The sequence below is a fragment of the Nocardia sp. NPDC003963 genome (assembly GCF_053605105.1).
On the sequence record NZ_JBSGIP010000076.1, the window covers coordinates 1 to 17,428 of the forward strand.

Annotated in this window: 15 protein-coding genes and 1 tRNA gene; 10 read left to right on the plus strand and 6 right to left on the minus strand. The window is 67.6% G+C overall.

The window, feature by feature from the left end:
• Positions 1–215: 215 nt before the first annotated feature.
• The 3 genes from ACWEWT_RS37260 to ACWEWT_RS37270 all read right to left on the minus strand — a co-directional run bounded on the left by ACWEWT_RS37260 (position 216) and on the right by ACWEWT_RS37270 (position 3,749).
• Entirely contained in the window at positions 216–833 is a 618-nt protein-coding gene (locus ACWEWT_RS37260; RefSeq protein WP_452565613.1) for a hypothetical protein, read from the minus strand.
• A 986-nt stretch (positions 834–1,819) separates the two neighbouring features.
• Positions 1,820–3,232 carry a metallophosphoesterase gene (locus ACWEWT_RS37265; protein WP_452565614.1) on the minus strand — a complete coding sequence of 471 codons (1,413 nt, stop codon included), beginning with the start codon at positions 3,230–3,232 and terminating at the stop codon, positions 1,820–1,822.
• A 16-nt stretch (positions 3,233–3,248) separates the two neighbouring features.
• Positions 3,249–3,749 (minus strand): Rv0361 family membrane protein, encoded by a 501-nt coding sequence (locus ACWEWT_RS37270; protein ID WP_452565615.1) that lies wholly within the window; start codon positions 3,747–3,749, stop codon positions 3,249–3,251.
• A 178-nt stretch (positions 3,750–3,927) separates the two neighbouring features.
• Here ACWEWT_RS37270 and ACWEWT_RS37275 point away from each other — a divergent pair, with 178 nt between their 5' ends.
• The 4 genes from ACWEWT_RS37275 to ACWEWT_RS37290 all read left to right on the plus strand — a co-directional run bounded on the left by ACWEWT_RS37275 (position 3,928) and on the right by ACWEWT_RS37290 (position 7,905).
• The gene (locus ACWEWT_RS37275) at positions 3,928–4,956 is read left to right on the plus strand and encodes a hypothetical protein (protein ID WP_452565616.1); all 1,029 of its coding nucleotides are present in this window, start codon (positions 3,928–3,930) and stop codon (positions 4,954–4,956) included.
• A complete protein-coding gene (locus ACWEWT_RS37280; RefSeq protein ID WP_452565617.1) occupies positions 4,953–5,630 on the plus strand; it encodes a glycosyltransferase family protein in 678 nt (225 codons plus the stop codon). The genes ACWEWT_RS37275 and ACWEWT_RS37280 overlap by 4 nt, the downstream gene beginning before the upstream one ends.
• 141 nt (positions 5,631–5,771) lie before the next feature.
• Positions 5,772–6,233 (plus strand): nitroreductase family deazaflavin-dependent oxidoreductase, encoded by a 462-nt coding sequence (locus ACWEWT_RS37285; RefSeq protein ID WP_452565618.1) that lies wholly within the window; start codon positions 5,772–5,774, stop codon positions 6,231–6,233.
• Positions 6,234–6,696: 463 nt separating this feature from the next.
• Positions 6,697–7,905 (plus strand): FAD-dependent oxidoreductase, encoded by a 1,209-nt coding sequence (locus ACWEWT_RS37290; RefSeq protein ID WP_452565619.1) that lies wholly within the window; start codon positions 6,697–6,699, stop codon positions 7,903–7,905.
• Positions 7,906–8,064: 159 nt separating this feature from the next.
• Here ACWEWT_RS37290 and ACWEWT_RS37295 read toward each other — a convergent pair.
• From ACWEWT_RS37295 to ACWEWT_RS37305, 3 genes are all read right to left on the minus strand, one after another.
• A tRNA-Arg gene (locus ACWEWT_RS37295) sits at positions 8,065–8,137 on the minus strand.
• 93 nt (positions 8,138–8,230) lie between these two features.
• Complete coding sequence (locus tag ACWEWT_RS37300) at positions 8,231–8,956, minus strand: DUF305 domain-containing protein (protein ID WP_452565620.1); 726 nt, start codon at positions 8,954–8,956, stop codon at positions 8,231–8,233.
• Positions 8,956–9,885, minus strand: coding sequence for a DUF3105 domain-containing protein (locus tag ACWEWT_RS37305; protein WP_452565621.1), 930 nt, complete (start codon positions 9,883–9,885; stop codon positions 8,956–8,958). The genes ACWEWT_RS37300 and ACWEWT_RS37305 overlap by 1 nt, the downstream gene beginning before the upstream one ends.
• Before the next feature lie 160 nt (positions 9,886–10,045).
• On the opposite strand from ACWEWT_RS37305, the gene argS reads away from it, so the two are divergent.
• From argS to ACWEWT_RS37335, 6 genes are all read left to right on the plus strand, one after another.
• Entirely contained in the window at positions 10,046–11,704 is a 1,659-nt protein-coding gene (gene argS, locus ACWEWT_RS37310) for an arginine--tRNA ligase (protein WP_452565622.1), read from the plus strand.
• 58 nt (positions 11,705–11,762) lie between these two features.
• The gene (lysA, locus tag ACWEWT_RS37315) at positions 11,763–13,178 is read left to right on the plus strand and encodes a diaminopimelate decarboxylase (RefSeq protein WP_452565623.1); all 1,416 of its coding nucleotides are present in this window, start codon (positions 11,763–11,765) and stop codon (positions 13,176–13,178) included.
• Positions 13,179–13,201: 23 nt separating this feature from the next.
• Positions 13,202–14,563, plus strand: coding sequence for a homoserine dehydrogenase (locus ACWEWT_RS37320; protein ID WP_452565625.1), 1,362 nt, complete (start codon positions 13,202–13,204; stop codon positions 14,561–14,563).
• Between the two features lie 83 nt (positions 14,564–14,646).
• Positions 14,647–15,708 carry a threonine synthase gene (gene thrC / locus ACWEWT_RS37325; RefSeq protein WP_452565626.1) on the plus strand — a complete coding sequence of 354 codons (1,062 nt, stop codon included), beginning with the start codon at positions 14,647–14,649 and terminating at the stop codon, positions 15,706–15,708.
• Positions 15,705–16,682: a homoserine kinase gene (thrB, locus tag ACWEWT_RS37330; protein WP_452565627.1), complete on the plus strand. Its 978-nt coding sequence runs from the start codon at positions 15,705–15,707 to the stop codon at positions 16,680–16,682. Before thrC ends, thrB begins: the two co-directional genes overlap by 4 nt.
• Before the next feature lie 345 nt (positions 16,683–17,027).
• The coding region (locus ACWEWT_RS37335) for a Rho termination factor N-terminal domain-containing protein (protein WP_452565624.1) at positions 17,028–17,428 on the plus strand (401 nt) is incomplete at its 3' end.

Genomic DNA, 17,428 nt, shown 5'->3' on the forward strand with positions numbered 1-17,428 from the left:
CGGCCGACAGCGGCGCGGCTGGCGCCATAGCCACCGATCCGAGATGGCTGATTTTCGATAACCGAGAAGTGTGGGCACGACGAGAGCCGTACCCGGCTTACCTCCCGCAGTCGCCCACGAATCGGCCGGCTCTCCGCGCGGTCAACCGGCTGTGGTGCGGAATGCTCTCTGATCAGCGGTGGGTAGCGTTCCGCCGCATCTACCGGTACGAAGAATCAGTTCGCCAGCGAAGGGGATCCATCGTGCAGGATGGTCTCCTTGCCACCCGAGATCCGCTTGCTCACTGACCAGGTCTCACCCTCAAGGAGCGTGGGATCCAGCGAAAACCGGTCGGAGTAGCAGTTTCCGTCGTCGTCCTGGTACTCGAAGATGATTTCGGTATCTCGCGAAATACCATCAATGTTGACAGCCCTGCCGTGCTCGTCTCGCTGATCGCCAACGATCAAGAAGGAGTTGCGAGCGGTATATCCAGGCGCCCACGCCGGGATCGGCTTCGAATACCGCCGACGTATCCAAGGCAGGATGCTTGTCTCGCCTTCGCTGGTCTTTTCGTGCTCCGGCAAGGGAGGGTCAAACGACACACTGACATTGCGAGCGATAGACGGACCAGCGTTCGAAACCGTCAGACCTGCCACTTTTGTGCCAGACGGTTGCAGTGAGGCGATCATCATCGGCCGTGTTGTTCGTTGAGTAGCCCGTCTGCTGTGACGCAACGTCCGGACAGCGGTCGTGCCAGTAACCGCCGCCATCCCTACACCACCGACAGCTGCGGCCGAAGCCACGCGCGCAGTCGTCCACCAGTGAAAGAAATCAGAGATCCAATCGATAATCATGACTGCTCGTCGGGTGCAAAGTGGCTGGTGTTACGCGACCTTCGGCCGCGTGGCCCTGCTGACTGGTGGCCTGCATTGTGTTCCCGCGCCCCTCCACCGTCAAGGGCGCCTACGGCGTCACTACGTGATGGCTATCGCCACCCTTGACCGCGGAGCCTCTACGCGAGAAAGGCAGGCCCTATGGGGCAGGCGGGGAAGCCAGCCCCTGTATGCGCAGACCACCACCCAACAGGGCCAATCGCCCCGAGTTCTCGTCCAACGCTCGATTTCGGTATAGGACTCAGTCCCATACCCAACCGTGACTACCCCGGGTCAACCCGGTAAAGTCCGTCCTACAGTCTCGCGACTTTCCAACAGTCAGACGCCGGACTGCGCCCAGGGTCGGCCACTGCTCCAACAGTGACCGACCATCAGGTGGCTCGGATCAGGTGAGGTACAGCCATGCGGCGATAGCAGCTATCGCAATGCACACCGGTTCCGAAAGAACGATGGCGACCCCGATACCGTTCAACCGGGTCGGGGTCTCCTTCGCCCGACGCTTCCGCGCCATTTACACCACCTCCCTTCGCATTTGCCGAGAGGAGGGTCGCGCCCAGGTCGAAGATCAACCTGAACGCAGCGAGGATACAGCGCCGACTACTTACCTAGGTTCATCGGGTATTTTCGCCGGGGCCAAGGAACCAGGCAGGCGGAGAAGCGCAGAGGCTGTGCCCAGTTGGCGCAGTAGGTCTCTGTCTCCCAGATCGGTCCGGGTTTCGTCCGCAGTTGACCCAACCGCAACCAATCGCGCCAACGCTCCAAACCACCGTTTTCGCAGGTCGACTCACAGAGCCAACGTCAACCAACGAAGCCGTGACCTGCAACTTTCCTGGCCATAGAACTGCAAAGCCGTTCACGCGGGTTCGATTCCCGCCGCTCGCTCTTTCGGTCCGCGGGACCGGAGGTTCTCGCGACTCCGGTCCCGCGGAGACCGCAATCGCGGCGTATCAGTTCAGTCCCGAGAAGTCCCGCAGCACCACATGATTGCGATCGGCGAAGGTCCCCAGTGTGTATTCGGGGAGCAGACCGAAGTATTCACTGCGGGTCAGTGTGCTCCAGCGCCGTGAATCCGGGGTGCGGGTCTTGTAGAAGTTGACCGTGTAGCCGCCCTCGTAGATACGCAGCAGGCTGTATCCGCCGGGGTATTCCTTGATCGCAGCCACTTCCAGGAATTCGACCGCGCACGCGGTATCGGGCCGGGTCCGGCGGGTGCGATGGGTATGCCCGCTGTGCTGCAGGAAGACGCCCGGTGCGTCCGTGTACAGACCCTGCAGACGCAGGGCGGCGTCGCGGTCCAGGACGAACCCCGGCCCGGCGGTATTGGTCAGACCGGCTTCCACCGTTACTGGATGGTGCCCGAAAACCACAGTGGGACGGTCCGGTTCGGCGCGCAGCAGTTCGGTGACCCGGTCGAACTGCGTCGCGTCGAGCACACCGCCGGCGCCGTCGAGCGCGCTGGTGTCGAGGCCGAGGACACGTAGACCGCCGAGTTCGTGTTCGATCACCTGTTGCCGTGGTCCGAACACCGGACTCCAGCAATCGTGGTGGTCCGGCGCATCCGGTACGGCGGGGCAGTCCGCGTAGTCGGCGCCGGTGTGTGGCCGGTCGTGGTTGCCCCGGACGGCGAGATAGTCCTGTCCGCCGACACCCCAGCGGTCCAGCCGGGAGCGGACCGCGCGGATATCCTCGGGTTCGGCTTCCGCGGTCAGATCCCCGGCCAGGAGCAGCAGGTCAGCACCACGATCGGGGCGGCGCAGATCATCGAGCACGGCGTCGAACATGACCTCCGGATAGGGCGGCAGTCCCGGCTCCTGGCGTATTCCGGGCGGTAGATCGCCGACCACCAGACCACTGACGGTTTCCCCGTAGTGGATATCGTTGGCGAGCGCCAGGGTCCGCAGCAGCCGTCCCGGTGGCGGGACCAGGGTGGTGAACGACGCGGTGGTCTCCGGAGTGCCCGGTGCACCCGTGGCCACCGAGGCCGCCGGTATCGCGCGCACGCCGGCCGATCTGGCTTCGAACCGGTACGCACGGCCCGGTTCGAGCCCATCTATCTGGGCATAGTGGAAGGGCGTGGCCTCATCGGAAGCCCATACCGGGCGTAGCGGCCGCCGACTGTCGGCGGGACCGAGCAGTACCTCGCCGTGGGTCTCCACCGGGACCGCGCCGCCGGGATCCCGGCTGGTCCAGGTGAGTACGGCGGAGGTATCGGTGACCGTGACGACTTCCAGATCGGTCGCCCGTACCGGGCCGGGCGACGCCGCCGCCCGGCCCGCACCGGAGAGTCCGGCGGCGGGAAGCAGTGCCGCGAGGCCGAATGCGCCGAGGACCGTACGGCGCGACGGGCCGCAGCAGCTCATCGGCGGCCGCCTCGGCTCATTTCGCTTCGCTACCTGAGGAGCAGACCCGCCATTCGTCGTCCTCTTTCACCAGGTTCTCCTCGGAGCTGTCGTCCATCTGCTCGTCCTCGCCGCCGGGCGCCGACAGGCTGAATTTGCCCTTGATCTCGGCTTTGGCCCGGTCGCCGGTCACGACGATATTGTCGACCGAGTCGATCGCGACTTTGAAGCCGAGCTTCTCGGCCTCGGATTTCTCCGCGTCCGACATGGCGTCGAATTCGTCGCGATCGGCTTTGCAGGCCAGTTGTGTAGCGGCCGCGAAACCGTCGTCGCTGAGGGTGTTGTAGAACTCGCGCAACGAGGCCTCGACCTGCTGGTCGTCCGAGGACAGCGGGGTGCGCCCCTGCAGGGTCAGCACCGACACTGCGGCAATGGCGGCAACGACCACGAGTACGGCCACAACCGCGCCGACGATGAGGCCGGTCCGCCGTTTGCGGGGCGGCTGCGGCCCGGTCGGGTCTGCCGGTGGCTGAGTCAAGATATTCTCCGTTCCCGGGGGATTTTCCCGAACACTACGACACGCCCCACCCGGTTGCCCGGTTCGGCCGGGTGCTCGCGCATCCGGCCGTGGCGGCCGAGTGCTCCGCGCGCGCAACGGCGTCGGCGCTCATACACTCCTTCCGGCGGGAACCGGAGAATACGTGGAGGTATGTGTCATGGTCGGTCGTGGTGTCCACCTGTGTGGCAGCGTGCCGCTCTCCGACGCCGCGGCGGTTTTCGCGCAGGTCGCCACCCGGCTGGGTGGGCATATCACCCGCATCCCCGACGGTGAGACCGGCGAACGTGACAACTGGGTGGTGTGGCAACTGCCCCGGCTGCAGGCGCATCCCGGCCTGGTCACCGCGCCGCCGACGCCGGAGTACGGACCGGGCGAACGGGTGCGGCCGGCCCCCGGTATCGATCCGGAAGCCATCGATTTCGGTCCGCTGGGTTACGCGCAGGCGGCGCGGCAGTCCTGGCGGGTGTTCGAACAACTCCGCGAACAGGGCTTGGTCCGGCCGGGCGTCCGATTCCAGGTCAGTCTGCCGACCCCGATCGCGGTGGTCGGCGCGTTCGTGGCCGGCCCCCAGACAGAACTGGAAAACCGCTACGAGGCCGCGATCCTGGCCGAGCTGGATCAGATCACCTCGGCGATCCCACACGAGGATCTGGCGATCCAATGGGACGCGGCCGTCGAATTCGCACTGTTCGAGGGCGTTTTCCCGTGCTGGTTCGGTGACGACTATCCCGCCCGACTGGGCGGGGTGATCGCGCGGCTGGCCCGCCTCGGTGATGCGGTCCCCACTGGGGTGGAGCTGGGGTATCACCTCTGCTACGGCGATTTCGGTCATCGGCATTTCGTCGAACCGGCCGATACCTCGAAACTGGTCGATGTGGCCTCCGGGGTGGCCGTGGCGCTCGGCCGCCCGCTGAACTGGATCCATCTACCGGTGCCCAAGGACCGCACCGACGCCGCGTATTTCGCCCCGCTCGCCGGCCTGGCGGCCGCTCCGGAAACTGATCTCTACCTGGGTCTCGTGCACGCCTCCGACGGTTTCGAAGGCGCTCGGCGCCGGATCAAGGCCGCGGCCGGCTTCGTCCCCGAATTCGGTATCGCCACCGAATGCGGTCTCGGCCGCAGGCCCGCCGCCCAGATCCCGGAGCTGCTGGATCTGCACGCGCGGCTGGCGAATTCATTGGATTGACCCGTGGCCGTGGCCGCCCGGACGACGCGATTCTGTTCGATCTGGAGCAGGTCTCGCCGGAGTCGAAGTGGATCACCGGCGAGCTACTGGCGCTTTTCCGCCGCCACACGGTGTGGGACTACAGCCTCCGCAATATCGCCGCCCTCCGGGATCTGGGTATCGAGGGCGTCCGGCATGTACCCATCGGTCATGTGCCCGACCTGGAGCGGATCCCACCCGCCGCGCAGCGGGATATCGATGTCCTCTTCGTCGGATCGCTCAACGAGCACCGGCGGGCGCCGATCGAGCGTATGCGCGGGCTCGGGATCGAGGCCCAGGCGCATTTCGGACTGTACGGTCCCGCGCGTGACGCGCTGTACGCCCGCGCGAAGATCGTGCTCAATACGCACTACTACGACGCCGGGGTGTTCGAAATAGTCCGCGTCTCCTATCTCCTGGCCAACGGCATTTTCGTCGTCTCGGAAAACTGTGCCGATATCGAGGAGTCGTCCCGGTTCGCCCCGGCGGTCGTCTTCGACGACTACGAGAACCTGGTCCCCACCTGTCTGCACTACCTCTCGCTCCCCACCGAGCGCGCCGCCCGGGCCGACGCGGGTCGCGCGATCATGCGGAGCCGGTCGGCCACCGAATACATCGCCGCCGCGGTGGCGGCACTGCGCCCCGCGCGGCTGTGACCGTGGACGACACGTGTCCGAATCGATCAGGAATCGAGAAGCCCCTGCCACAGAACCAGGTCTAGCGTCTACACCGGCCACGTAGCCCGTGCTGCGTTCCGATGGGCACCGCGATCCGGACGACCGACTGGAGGTAGGCAGATGGCACGGAATCATGAACAGGGAGCCGAGGACGGACCACTGCGGAAACTGTCCCTCTGGTTCCAGCGCAGGATGAACGATCGCACAACCGCACGGATCCGCCGGAAAGGCGGCAGATACCTGGGTATGGACATGATGATCCTGCACACCACGGGCCGCCGCAGCGGGCAGCCCCGCGAAACTCCGATCACCTGGTTCGCCGACGGCGCGGACACCTGGCTGGTGGTGGCCTCCGGCGGCGGCGACCGCAACCCGGACTGGTACGCCAATCTGGTCGCGAACCCGGACGACGCCGCGGTCGAACTGCACGGACGTGCCGCCGTACCCGTGACGCCCCAGCGGCTCGGCGGTGATGCCCGCGCCCAGGCGTGGCAGCACATCACGACCGCCCAGCCGCGCTACGCCAAGTACCAGCGCAAATCCGATCGCGAATACCCGGTGGTCCGATTGACCCCGCGCTGACCGGTACGCCGCGAACAGCGACGGGGAGCTTCCAGGCCGGTGCTTTACATGGTGGGCGAGCAGGGCCGATCGTGGCCGGGGAGCTCGGTCCGCGGTCGTGACCGTCGCGCGGTCTGGTAGTGGGAATCGGCTGTCCCGGTGGCCGATTCGCGCGTCCGGATATTCCGGTGCGTCGGGAATCTGTCGTCCGGCCGGGATCGGCGCGGGCCCGGATTCCGAAATCGTTTGGTACAGGACACGATCGCGCTCGTGGCGAGGCCGCCCGGTCCGGATTCCGTCACGGGCCCCGGCAGTCCGGTCGACACCAGCAGTCGTGTGGACGAAGCAGTGGAGGTCGTATCCGCCCGGCGATCAGGTTCGGCCGACTCCCGGCCCGCTTTTCGTCAACCCGAGGTTGACGGTGGCGATATCGTCAACTATTAGTTGACGGTATCGGACGAGTGGCAGATCTCCAGGAGCGGTTGTGGACGATTACGAGTACCCGGTGCGGCAGCGCGGCGGTCCCGGGGCGCGACGGGCGGTAGTGGTGGGGGCCGGTATCGCCGGGCTGGCCGCGGCGCTGCGGATGCGCCGGGCCGGCTGGGAAGTCGTCGTGCTCGAGCGGGCACCCGCGCGGCGCAGTAGCGGCTATCTGCTGAACCTGCACGGGCCGGGCTACGACGCCGCCGAGCGACTCGGCCTGTTACCCGCTCTCACCCCGCGTGATATCGGCTTCTTCACCTCGGTACTCGTCCGCGCCGACGGGCGGGAGAAGTTCACCGTGCCCGCCGCTGTCGCGCAGGCCGCTGTCGGGAACCGGGCGCTGAGCATGTTCCGCGGCGATCTGGAGTCCGCGCTGTACGAAGCGGTCGCCGCCGATACCGATATCCGGTTCGGCACCACAGTGCGGGCGGTGACCCAGGAATCCGACGCGGTCGAGATCGCCCTGAGCGACGGCACACAGCTGCGGGCCGGCCTGCTCATCGGTGCCGACGGCGTGCACTCCCGGGTCCGTGAACTCGTTTTCGGCCCCGAAGCGGACTTTCTGGTGGAACTTGACCACATGGTGGGCGCTTTCCCGCTGGATGCCGCACCCGCTCATGTCCCCGAAGGCATCGGTACTACGTTCCTCGGCCCCCGGCGCACCGCGGCCGTGATGAATCTGGGCCCGGGCCGGTCCTCGGCGTTCTTCACCTATCGCAGCCCGGACTCGGCGGCCGAATCGGCGCGTGGCGCCGCGTCCGCGCTCACCCGGGCGTTCGGTGACCTCGGTGGCGGCATAGCCGATGCTCTCCGGCAGCTCACCGTCGACCCGTCCGATGCCTACTTCGATTCGGTCGGCCAGATCGTCATGGACCGGTGGAGCCGCGGCCGGGTGGTTCTCCTCGGCGACGCGGCGTGGTGTGTGACCGTATTCGCGGGCTACGGCGCGGCCCTCGCCCTCGACGGCGCCGACCGTCTCGGTGCCGCCGCCGAAGCGCACGATGCCGATATCCCCGCGGCGCTCGACGCCTGGGAAGAATCACTGCGCCCGGAGGTCCGCAAGCGACAGGCATTGGCCCGCAAGGGGATCAGCCGGTTCGCCCCACCCACCCGGGCGCACGTCTGGGCCGGGGACCTCATGCTGCGCGCCATCGGGCTCCCCGGTATCCGAGGTCTCGTCCGGCGATCGATCCAGCGCGCGAACAATTAGCCGCGGCGGCCCGGCCCGCATGACCAGCGGTGCGGATCTCTCCTCTCCGACAGCCGTTGCGAAGTCTTCGAGCGGATGCGTGTCATCCGCACCGGCGGGACCGAGGAACGAGAAAGGCCCCCGACCAGAACCCAGCTGGTCGGGGGCCTTCCTCATGCGTGCCCTCGGCAGGAATCGAACCTGCGGCCTTCTGCTCCGGAGGCAGACGCTCTATCCCCTGAGCTACGAGGGCGGGGATCCACCCGGTCCGACCGGGAGCCGGTCGATCGGGCGGACCACAGCGTATCGCATCACCGCCGATGCGGCCAAAACGTGTGGTGGTGGATCAGTTCATCGGAAGCGGCCGGCCGCCGCGGGCGGTGAGCATATCCGTGATGAGCTTCGCTTCACCCTGCTGCGCGGCCAGCATCTGCCCGGACAGAATGCGGATCTCACCGGTTTCGGCGTGTTCGGCACCGTATTCGAGCATCGGCACCCCACCCTCGTGGTGGCGCAGCATGAGCTGCAGGAACAGCACATCGAGGTCGGCGCCGCGCGCGTCGCGTAGCCGCTGGATATCCTCGGTGCTCGCCATCCCCGGCATCGCCGCCATCGCGCCGGTGTCGTGCATTCCGGAGCCGTGGTCGTGGCTGCCGTGCTGGTCCGAACCCTGCTCCTCGTGCATCCAGCCCATATAACCGTTCGTACCGCGGGCGGGTGCGCCCCACATCTGCAACCAGCCCTGCATCCGGCCGATCTGGCTCTGCTGGGTGGTCAGGATGTCGTAGGCCAGCCGCTGGACCGCCGGATCGGCGGAACCGAGCAGGGCGATCCCGGACATCTCCACGGCCTGGGTGTGATGCGCCGACATGTCCTGCGCGAATCCGATATCGACCGAGCCGGGTGCGCTGTCTGCGGAATCGTCCGGTGACAGCAGCACACCCGCCCCGAACCCGGCCACGAGCAGCGCGATCGCGGCGATGATCAACAGCGGAATGCGCTGACCACGCAGCTGGGCGCGCAGACCGGATGCGGGCCGGGGTTCGGCCGCGGAGCTGTCCGGGTCCGGCATTACTGCCCGGCTCCGGGTGCCTGCTGCTGCTGTTCCGGCAGGGTGCCGGGCATCCCCGGAATCGCCGGGATACCACCGGGCAGACCGCCCGGCAGCCCACCGGGCAGACCGCCACCGGGGGTGCCCATCCCGCCGAGCTCACCCTGGTCGGGCTGCAGGCCGGCACCGTCCATCGGCACCGCGTCGGGGCCCGGTGCGCTCGGGTCGTAGGGCGGCGGGTTCTGGGTGTCGAAGGCGACAGTCGCGCAGTCGGCGCCGACCTCGGGGTAGGCGAAGTTGTTCAGGCGCAGCGCGGTGATGAACTGGCCGACACGCTCGTCGTCGGCGCTGTTCAGCGTCAGCTGATGGCCCCACGACTGCAGCGAGACAGGTGCCTCCTGGCCGGGATGCGGCGACATGAGCATGTACTGCTCACCCTCGACCTTCTTCTTCAGCGTGTCGATACCGGACTGATCGACCTTGTCCGGGTTGTAGGTGATCCACACCGCGCCGTGCTCCAGCGAGTGCACCGCGTTCTCGTCGCGCAGCGCCTTGTCGTAGACGGTGCCCATGCAGTTGGCCCACGAGGCGTCGTGCGGGCCGCCGAACGGCGGAGTCTGGTCGTAGGCCACCCGCTGGGTCCCGTCGATGTGCAGACCGGCCGGGTACTCCTTCTTGACCACACCCTCGATCTGATCGGAGGGATCCTGCTTCTGTTCGGACGGGGTGTATTTCTCCAGGGCCGCCTTCTCCTGGTATTTGGGCACCAGGTTCACCGCCAGCGCGGCGACCAGTCCGATCAGCAGCACCACCGCGCCGACGGTGAGCCAGGGGATTCGCTGCGTGATCGGGGGTTTTCCCCTGTTCTTTCCGCCGCCCGCGCGGGCCCCCGCGACTTTGCCCGCCGCCTTGACGGCCTTCGCCGATTTGGCGCTCGTCCTGTTCGGCATACCGGTCCCAGCTCTTTCCACGTTGTTGAACAGTGCCTAGTAGGTGTAGCCGGGCAGCGCCCGTCCGCCGTCCGCGAAGGACCGAAGCGTCGGCGGAGGTACGCCTGGCTGCGGTGCCCACTCGCGGCGTGCACCCACTCGGACCATAGGATAGAGACTCGTGACTCCAGCCGACCTTGCAGATCTCCTTCACGCCACCGCGGCGAAGGTCCTCGCCGAACGTGGACTGGATGCCTCGGTGCTGCCCGACTCGGTCGATGTGGAGCGTCCGCGGAATCCGGAGCACGGTGACTACAGCACCAATGTAGCGATGAAGGTCGCGAAGAAGGCCGGCACCAACCCGCGCGATCTGGCCGGTTGGCTCGCCGAGGCGTTGAGCAGCACCGAGGCGGTGGCAGCCGCGGAGGTCGCGGGGCCGGGCTTCCTCAATATCCGGGTGGCCGCGTCGGCGCAGGGGGCGGTACTCGATCAGGTGCACTCCGCCGGGGCGGCCTACGGCACCGGGACGGCGCTGCCCGGTACCAAGATCAATCTGGAGTTCGTCTCCGCCAACCCGACCGGCCCGGTGCACCTGGGCGGGACCCGCTGGGCGGCGGTGGGCGATGCCCTGGGCCGGGTCCTCGCCGCGCAGGGCGCCGAGGTCACCCGCGAGTACTACTTCAACGATCACGGCGGGCAGATCACCCGGTTCGCCGAATCGCTGGTCGCGGCCGCCACCGGCGCGCCGACTCCGGAGAACGGGTATGCGGGCACCTATATCGGCGAGATCGCCGACCGGATCGTCGCCGCCCATCCGGGGGCGGCCGAACTCGAACCCGCGAAACGGCTGGAACTGTTCCGCGCCGAGGGCGTGGAGCTGATGTTCGCGCATATCAAGAACACGCTGCACGACTTCGGTACCGATTTCGATGTGTATTTCAACGAGAGTTCGCTGTTCGCCTCGGGCGCGGTGGAACGCGCCGTGGAAACCCTGAAGAACTCCGGTGATCTGTATTCCAAGGACGGTGCCTGGTGGATCGCCAGCTCCGAATACGGTGACGACCAGGACCGGGTCGTCATCAAGAGCGACGGAAACGCCGCCTATATCGCCGGCGATATCGCCTATCTGCAGGATAAGCGGTCGCGTGGATTCGATCTGTGCATCTATATGCTCGGCGCCGACCATCACGGCTATATCGGCCGGCTCAAAGCCGCGGCCGCCGCGTTCGGTGACGATCCCGACAGCGTCGAGGTACTCATCGGCCAGATGGTGAACCTGCTGCGCGACGGGGTGGCGGTGCGGATGAGCAAACGCGCGGGCACCGTGGTCACGCTCGACGACCTCGTCGAGGCGATCGGTGTCGATGCCGCCCGCTACTCGCTGGTGCGCAGCTCGGTGAACTCGAGTATCGATATCGATCTCGACCTGTGGGCCAAACAGGACAGCGTCAACCCGGTGTACTACGTGCAGTACGCCCACGCCCGCGCCGCGTCCATCGCGCGCAATGCCGCCGAATTCGAATACGACACGGTGACACCCGATTTCGCTCTCCTCGACTCCGAGTTCGAAGGCGCGCTCATCCGCACCATCGGTGAGTTCCCCCGAGTGGTGGCGAGCGCGGCGACCCTGCGGGAACCGCATCGCATCGCCCGCTACCTGGAGGAACTGGCGGGTGCCTACCACCCGTTCCAGACCAACAAAGCCCTGCGGGTGCTGCCGCTGGGTGACGAACCCGTCTCGCCGGTCAATGCCGCCCGCCTGGTGCTGGTGAACGCCACCCGCCAGGTGCTGGCCAACGGCCTGGCCCTGCTCGGCGTCACCGCCCCGGAGCGCATGTGACCGTGCCCCGAAATCGTATCGACCGACTGTTCCGGCAGTGGACGAGGAAGGAAGACCGATGAGTGTCCATCCCGCCGGGCCCCGGCACGCCGAGATACCGCACGCTCCGAACCTGCCGGAACGCCCGGCCGATCCGCGGCAGCTGATCGATCTGCCCGCGCAGGTGTGGCCGCGCAACGCCGACCGCGGCGCCGATGAGGTGGTCCGGCTGGCGGGGGTGCCGGTCACCGAACTCGCCGCGCAGTTCGGCACCCCGCTGTTCGTGGTGGACGAGGACGATTTCCGCTCCCGGTGCCGCGATATGGTGCGCGCGTTCGGATCGGATTCGCGAGTTCATTACGCCTCCAAGGCTTTTCTGTGCGGTGAGATCGCCCGCTGGATCCGCGACGAGGGCCTCTCGCTGGATGTGTGCTCCGGTGGGGAGCTGGCCGTGGCGCTGCATGCGGGATTCCCCGCCGAACGTATCGCCCTGCACGGCAACAACAAGTCGGTGGCCGAGCTGGAAGCCGCAGTGACGGCCGGTGTCGGGCATGTGGTGGTCGACTCGCTGATCGAGATCGAGCGGCTCGAGGCCGTCGCCGGAGCCGCCGGCGTGGTGCAGGACGTCCTGGTCCGCGTCACCGTCGGTGTGGAGGCGCATACCCACGAATACATCTCCACCGCGCACGAGGACCAGAAATTCGGTTTCTCCATTTCCGGCGGCGACGCCATGGAAGCGCTGGCCCGGGTATTCGAGGCCGATAATCTCCGGCTGGTCGGTTTGCACAGTCATATCGGATCGCAGATCTTCGAGATCGACGGTTTCGAAATCGCCGCGCACCGGATGCTCGGACTGCTGCGCGAAGCCGTGGACAAATTCGGGGTCGAACGCACCGCGCAGATATCGCTGCTCGATCTGGGCGGCGGTCTCGGTATCTCCTACCTACCCTCCGACAATCCGCCGCCGCTGGATCTGTTCGCCGAGAAACTCCGCGTCCTGGTCGCCCGGGAGGCCGAAATGGCCGGTCTGCCCGTCCCGCGGATCGCCGTCGAACCGGGCCGGGCCATCGCCGGCCCCGGTACCGTGACCCTGTACGAGGTGGGCACCGTCAAGGACGTCTCGCTCGACGGTGGCCTGCGCCGCCGCTATGTGAGCGTGGACGGCGGGATGAGCGACAATATCCGCCCCGCGCTCTACCAGGCCGACTACCACTGCCAGCTGGTCTCGCGGGGTTCGGAGGCTGCGCCGGTCGTCGCCCGTGTGGTCGGAAAGCACTGTGAGAGCGGCGATATCATCATCCGCGACACCTGGATGCCGGCCGATGCCGGCCCGGGGGACCTGATCGCGGTGGCCGGAACGGGTGCCTACTGCTATTCCATGTCGAGCCGGTACAACATGCTGACCCGCCCCGCCGTCGTCGCCGTGCGCGACGGCGCGGCCCGGTTGATCCTGCGCCGGGAAACGGTCGAGGACCTGCTCGGCTTGGAGGTCTGATGGACGCGACGAAAGGGGAGAGCATGCCCGAGGGGTCCGAAGTGGTACCGGGTCGATGGGGTCCGGACCGTCCGATCGGTATCGCGGTACTGGGAATGGGCAATGTCGGCCGTGAGGTCGTGCGGATCCTGCGCGATCACGCCGACGACCTGCAGTCGCGGGTCGGCGCGCCGCTGACCCTGCGCGGCGTCGCGGTGCGCAGTCTCGATCGCGACCGGGGCCTACCCGCCGAACTCCTCACCACCGATGCCGAGGAACTGGTGTCCCGGTCCGATGTCGATCTCGTCGTCGAGGTGATCGGCGGTATCGATCCGGCCCGCAAGCTCATCCTGGCCGCGCTCAACGCCGGGAAATCGGTGGTCACCGCGAACAAGGCGCTGCTGGCCGATTACACCGGTGAACTGGCCGCCGCCGCGGAACGCAGCCGCGCCGACCTGTATTTCGAGGCCGCGGTCGCCGGGGCCATCCCGGTGGTGCGCCCGCTGATCCAATCGTTGTCCGGTGACCGGGTGAACCGGGTGGTCGGCATCGTCAACGGCACCACCAACTTCATCCTCTCGGCCATGGACGAGACCGGCGCCGATTACGGCGACACCCTCGCCGAAGCGACCCGCCTCGGTTACGCCGAAGCCGATCCGACCGCCGATGTCGAGGGTTACGACGCCGCCGCGAAAGCCGCCATCCTGGCCTCGCTGGCCTTCCACACCCGGGTCACCGCCGCCGATGTGTACCGGCAGGGCATCGCCGCGATCACCTCGGAGGATCTGGAAACCGCGTCCGCGCTGGACTGCACCGTCAAACTGCTGGCCATCTGCGAGCGGGTGCCGGCGGGATCGGGGGAGCCGACACCGGAACAGGGCGGTAAGGAACGGGTCTCGGTACGCGTCTATCCGGCGCTCATCCCGCGCAAACACCCGCTGGCCGCGGTGACCGGAGCGTTCAACGCGGTGGTCGTGGAAGCCGAGAACGCCGGTCGGCTCATGTTCTACGGGCAGGGCGCCGGCGGTGCGCCGACCGCGTCGGCGGTACTGGGCGACCTGGTCATGGCCGCGCGCAACAAATTCTTCGGGGGCCGCGCTCCCGGCGAATCGGTCTATGCTGAGCTTCCGATCGCGCCGATCGGCGATACACCCACCCGCTATCACGTGAACCTCAAGGTCGAGGACCGTCCCGGTGTGCTGGCGAGGGTGGCGGGCGAATTCTCCAAGCACGGAGTGAGCATTTCGACGGTCCGGCAGGAAGGTCACGACGACAAGGCCCGACTGGTGGTCGTGACCCACCTCGCGACCGAGGCGGCTCTCGCGGAGACCGTCGCCGCACTGTCGGATATGGAATCCGTCACATCTGTCACCAGCGTCCTGAGATTGGAAGGCACCGAGGAATGACCACAGCATCGCGCAGCGATTCCGTGCGGGGCGAGGGCCGGGCGACGGGCGGAGCCACCACCGGCGTCGCCCCGCAGGCCGGCGTGCACTCCCGCTGGCCCGGGCTCATCGCGGCCTACCGCGACCGGCTCGCGGGTGCCGCCGATTGGGAACCGGTCACCCTGTTCGAAGGCGGGACCCCGCTGGTCCCCGCGCCGTATCTGTCGCAGCTCACCGGCTGCGAGGTCTACCTCAAGGTCGAAGGCGCCAACCCGACGGGTTCGTTCAAGGACCGCGGTATGACCATGGCCATGACCGATGCCAAGTACCGGGGTCAGCAGGCGGTGCTGTGCGCCTCCACCGGTAACACCTCGGCCTCGGCCGCCGCGTACGCGACTCGTGCGGGGATGACCTGCGCGGTACTCATCCCGCAGGGCAAGATCGCGATGGGCAAGCTCGCCCAGGCCGTGATGCTCGGCGCCAAGGTCATCCAGGTCGAGGGCAATTTCGACGACTGTCTGGAACTGGCCCGTAAGGTCACCTCGGACTTCCCCTCCATCGGTCTGGTGAACTCGGTCAATCCGGCCCGGATCGAGGGACAGAAGACCGCGTCCTTCGAGATCTGCGATGTGCTCGGCCGGGCACCCGATGTGCACGCGCTGCCGGTGGGCAATGCCGGCAATATCACCGCCTACTGGCGGGGCTACCGCGAATACCGCGCCGACGGCGTGACCGATTCGTTGCCGCGCATGCTGGGCGTCCAGGCCGCCGGGGCCGCGCCGCTGGTCAACGGGGCTCCGGTCAGTCATCCGGAGACCATCGCGACCGCTATCCGGATCGGCGCCCCCGCCTCCTGGAACGGCGCCGTGGCGGCCAAGGAGGAATCCGGTGGCGCGTTCCGCGCGGCCACCGATGAGGAGATCCTGCACGCCTACCGGCTGGTGGCGGCCGAGGAGGGCGTTTTCGTGGAGCCCGCGTCGGCGGCGAGCGTCGCCGGTGTGCTGGCCGCGCACGGCGAGGGCTGGCTCGAACCCGGGCAGACCGTGGTCTGCACGGTTACCGGAAACGGTCTCAAGGATCCTGATACCGCGCTCCTCGGTATGCCCGAGGTGCAGGCGATCGCGGTCGACCCGGTGGCCGTGGCCGCCCGACTCGAGCTGGCCTGACAGTGGAAACCCGCGAAAGCCGGCTCGTATCCCCGACCCTGCCCGCCGGTCTCACCGTTTCGGTCCGGGTGCCCGCGTCCACCGCGAACCTGGGCCCCGGTTTCGATTCGCTCGGGATGGCGCTGGGCATCTACGACGAGATCGAGGTACGCAGCACCGAATCCGGGCTGAACATCGAGGTTGAGGGCGAAGGCGCCGACGAGGTGCCCTGGGGGCCACAGCATCTGGTGGTCCGCGCGATCGAACGCGGACTGGAAGCCGCCGGGATCTGGGCCGACGGCCTGGACGTGGTGTGCCGGAACGCGATTCCGCACTCGCGCGGTTTGGGCTCCTCGGCCTCGGCCGCGGTCGGCGGTCTGGCCGCCGGCTGCGCGCTGGCCGCGCAGTTCGATCCGGCCCTGGCCGTCGACTCGGATCGGCTGGTGCAACTCGCGGCCGAATTCGAAGGGCATCCGGATAACGCGGCCGCCAGTGTGCTCGGCGGAATCGTCGTGTCCTGGACCGAGACCGGGCCCGGCCCGGATACCGATATCGCCGCGCCCCAGCGCCTCTACCGGGCCGTTCGCCTCGACCCGCATCCGACGCTGCGTCCGGTGGTGCTGATTCCCGAGGAGCGATCTTCCACGGCGCAGACCCGCGGTCTGCTACCCGATCTGGTCCCGCACCGCGACGCCGCGTTCAACGTGAGCCGGGCCGCGCTGTCGGTGGTCGCGTTGACCCAGCGCCCGGACCTGTTGCTCCCGGCCACCGCGGACCGGCTGCACCAGACTCAGCGCGCTCCGGCGCTGCCGCTCACCACCGCCTGGATCGAGCGCCTGCGGGGCCATGGGATCGCGGCGACGGTATCGGGCGCCGGACCCACCGTGCTCGCCCTTGTGACCAGTGTTTTTCCTGAGGAATTGCGCGAACGGGCCGCCGCGGACGGTCTCCGCGTCGTCGAGCCGGGGCTCTCCGAAGGCGTCCAGATCAGCTGACAGGCGCGTCCGCCTTGCCGACCGTCGTACTCGCCCGCTATCCTGGGCAGGTCCGTACATCGCGCGCATCAGACGCCGGTGCTTCATCAGGGCAATCGCTCCAGCAGGCTCCAGGCTCGAGCCCTCATGCCATGGGGGTGCCGCGCAGCCGCTCAACTGGAATGATCTCTTCCACCTTTTTCAGCGGTGGCGAAGCACCCGGTCCCGGAGGGGCAGGCGATACGGCTACAAATCCGAGTCCGGCAGCGAGATCGGGCTACGGAACGAACCCTCGACACAGCACACGGCCATCGAGGGAAGGAAAGGATCTCCGTGACAGATACGGACCTGCTCGCGACACCCGGGGTGGCATCCGACTCCGAACCCTCGGGCAACCGCGAAAGTGACTCCGGACAGATTTCTTCGAAGATGAGCGAAAACACCGACATCGGATCGGGGCTGACTGGAATGTTGTTGCCGCAGTTGCGCGCACTGGCAGGGGAACTCGGAATTCGGGGCACCTCCGGTATGCGCAAGGGTGATCTCATCGCCGCCATCAAGGAAAATCAGGCCGGCAGACCCGCCGCCGCGGAGCGCAGCACCCGCGCGAAGGCTGCCAAAGAACGTAAAACCGCAGACCAGCCTGCCGAGGCCGGGACCGCGGCGCCTGCCGTCGAGGCCGCGCCCGCCGCCGCGTCGGCTCCCGCGGCGATCCCGGGCAGTACCCGGTCGAGAACTTTCACCGCTTCGGCGGTGACGTCGACGCC

Bases quoted from the DNA above. Each gene is read 5' to 3' on its own strand.
- ACWEWT_RS37265 (WP_452565614.1), bottom strand. From the start codon at position 3,232: ATGAGCTGCTGCGGCCCGTCGCGCCGTACGGTCCTCGGCGCATTCGGC.
- lysA (WP_452565623.1), top strand. From the start codon at position 11,763: ATGAGTGTCCATCCCGCCGGGCCCCGGCACGCCGAGATACCGCACGCT.
- ACWEWT_RS37275 (WP_452565616.1), top strand. From the start codon at position 3,928: ATGGTCGGTCGTGGTGTCCACCTGTGTGGCAGCGTGCCGCTCTCCGAC.
- ACWEWT_RS37320 (WP_452565625.1), top strand. From the start codon at position 13,202: ATGCCCGAGGGGTCCGAAGTGGTACCGGGTCGATGGGGTCCGGACCGT.
- ACWEWT_RS37300 (WP_452565620.1), bottom strand. From the start codon at position 8,956: ATGCCGGACCCGGACAGCTCCGCGGCCGAACCCCGGCCCGCATCCGGT.
- ACWEWT_RS37285 (WP_452565618.1), top strand. From the start codon at position 5,772: ATGGCACGGAATCATGAACAGGGAGCCGAGGACGGACCACTGCGGAAA.
- ACWEWT_RS37305 (WP_452565621.1), bottom strand. From the start codon at position 9,885: ATGCCGAACAGGACGAGCGCCAAATCGGCGAAGGCCGTCAAGGCGGCG.
- ACWEWT_RS37260 (WP_452565613.1), bottom strand. From the start codon at position 833: ATGATTATCGATTGGATCTCTGATTTCTTTCACTGGTGGACGACTGCG.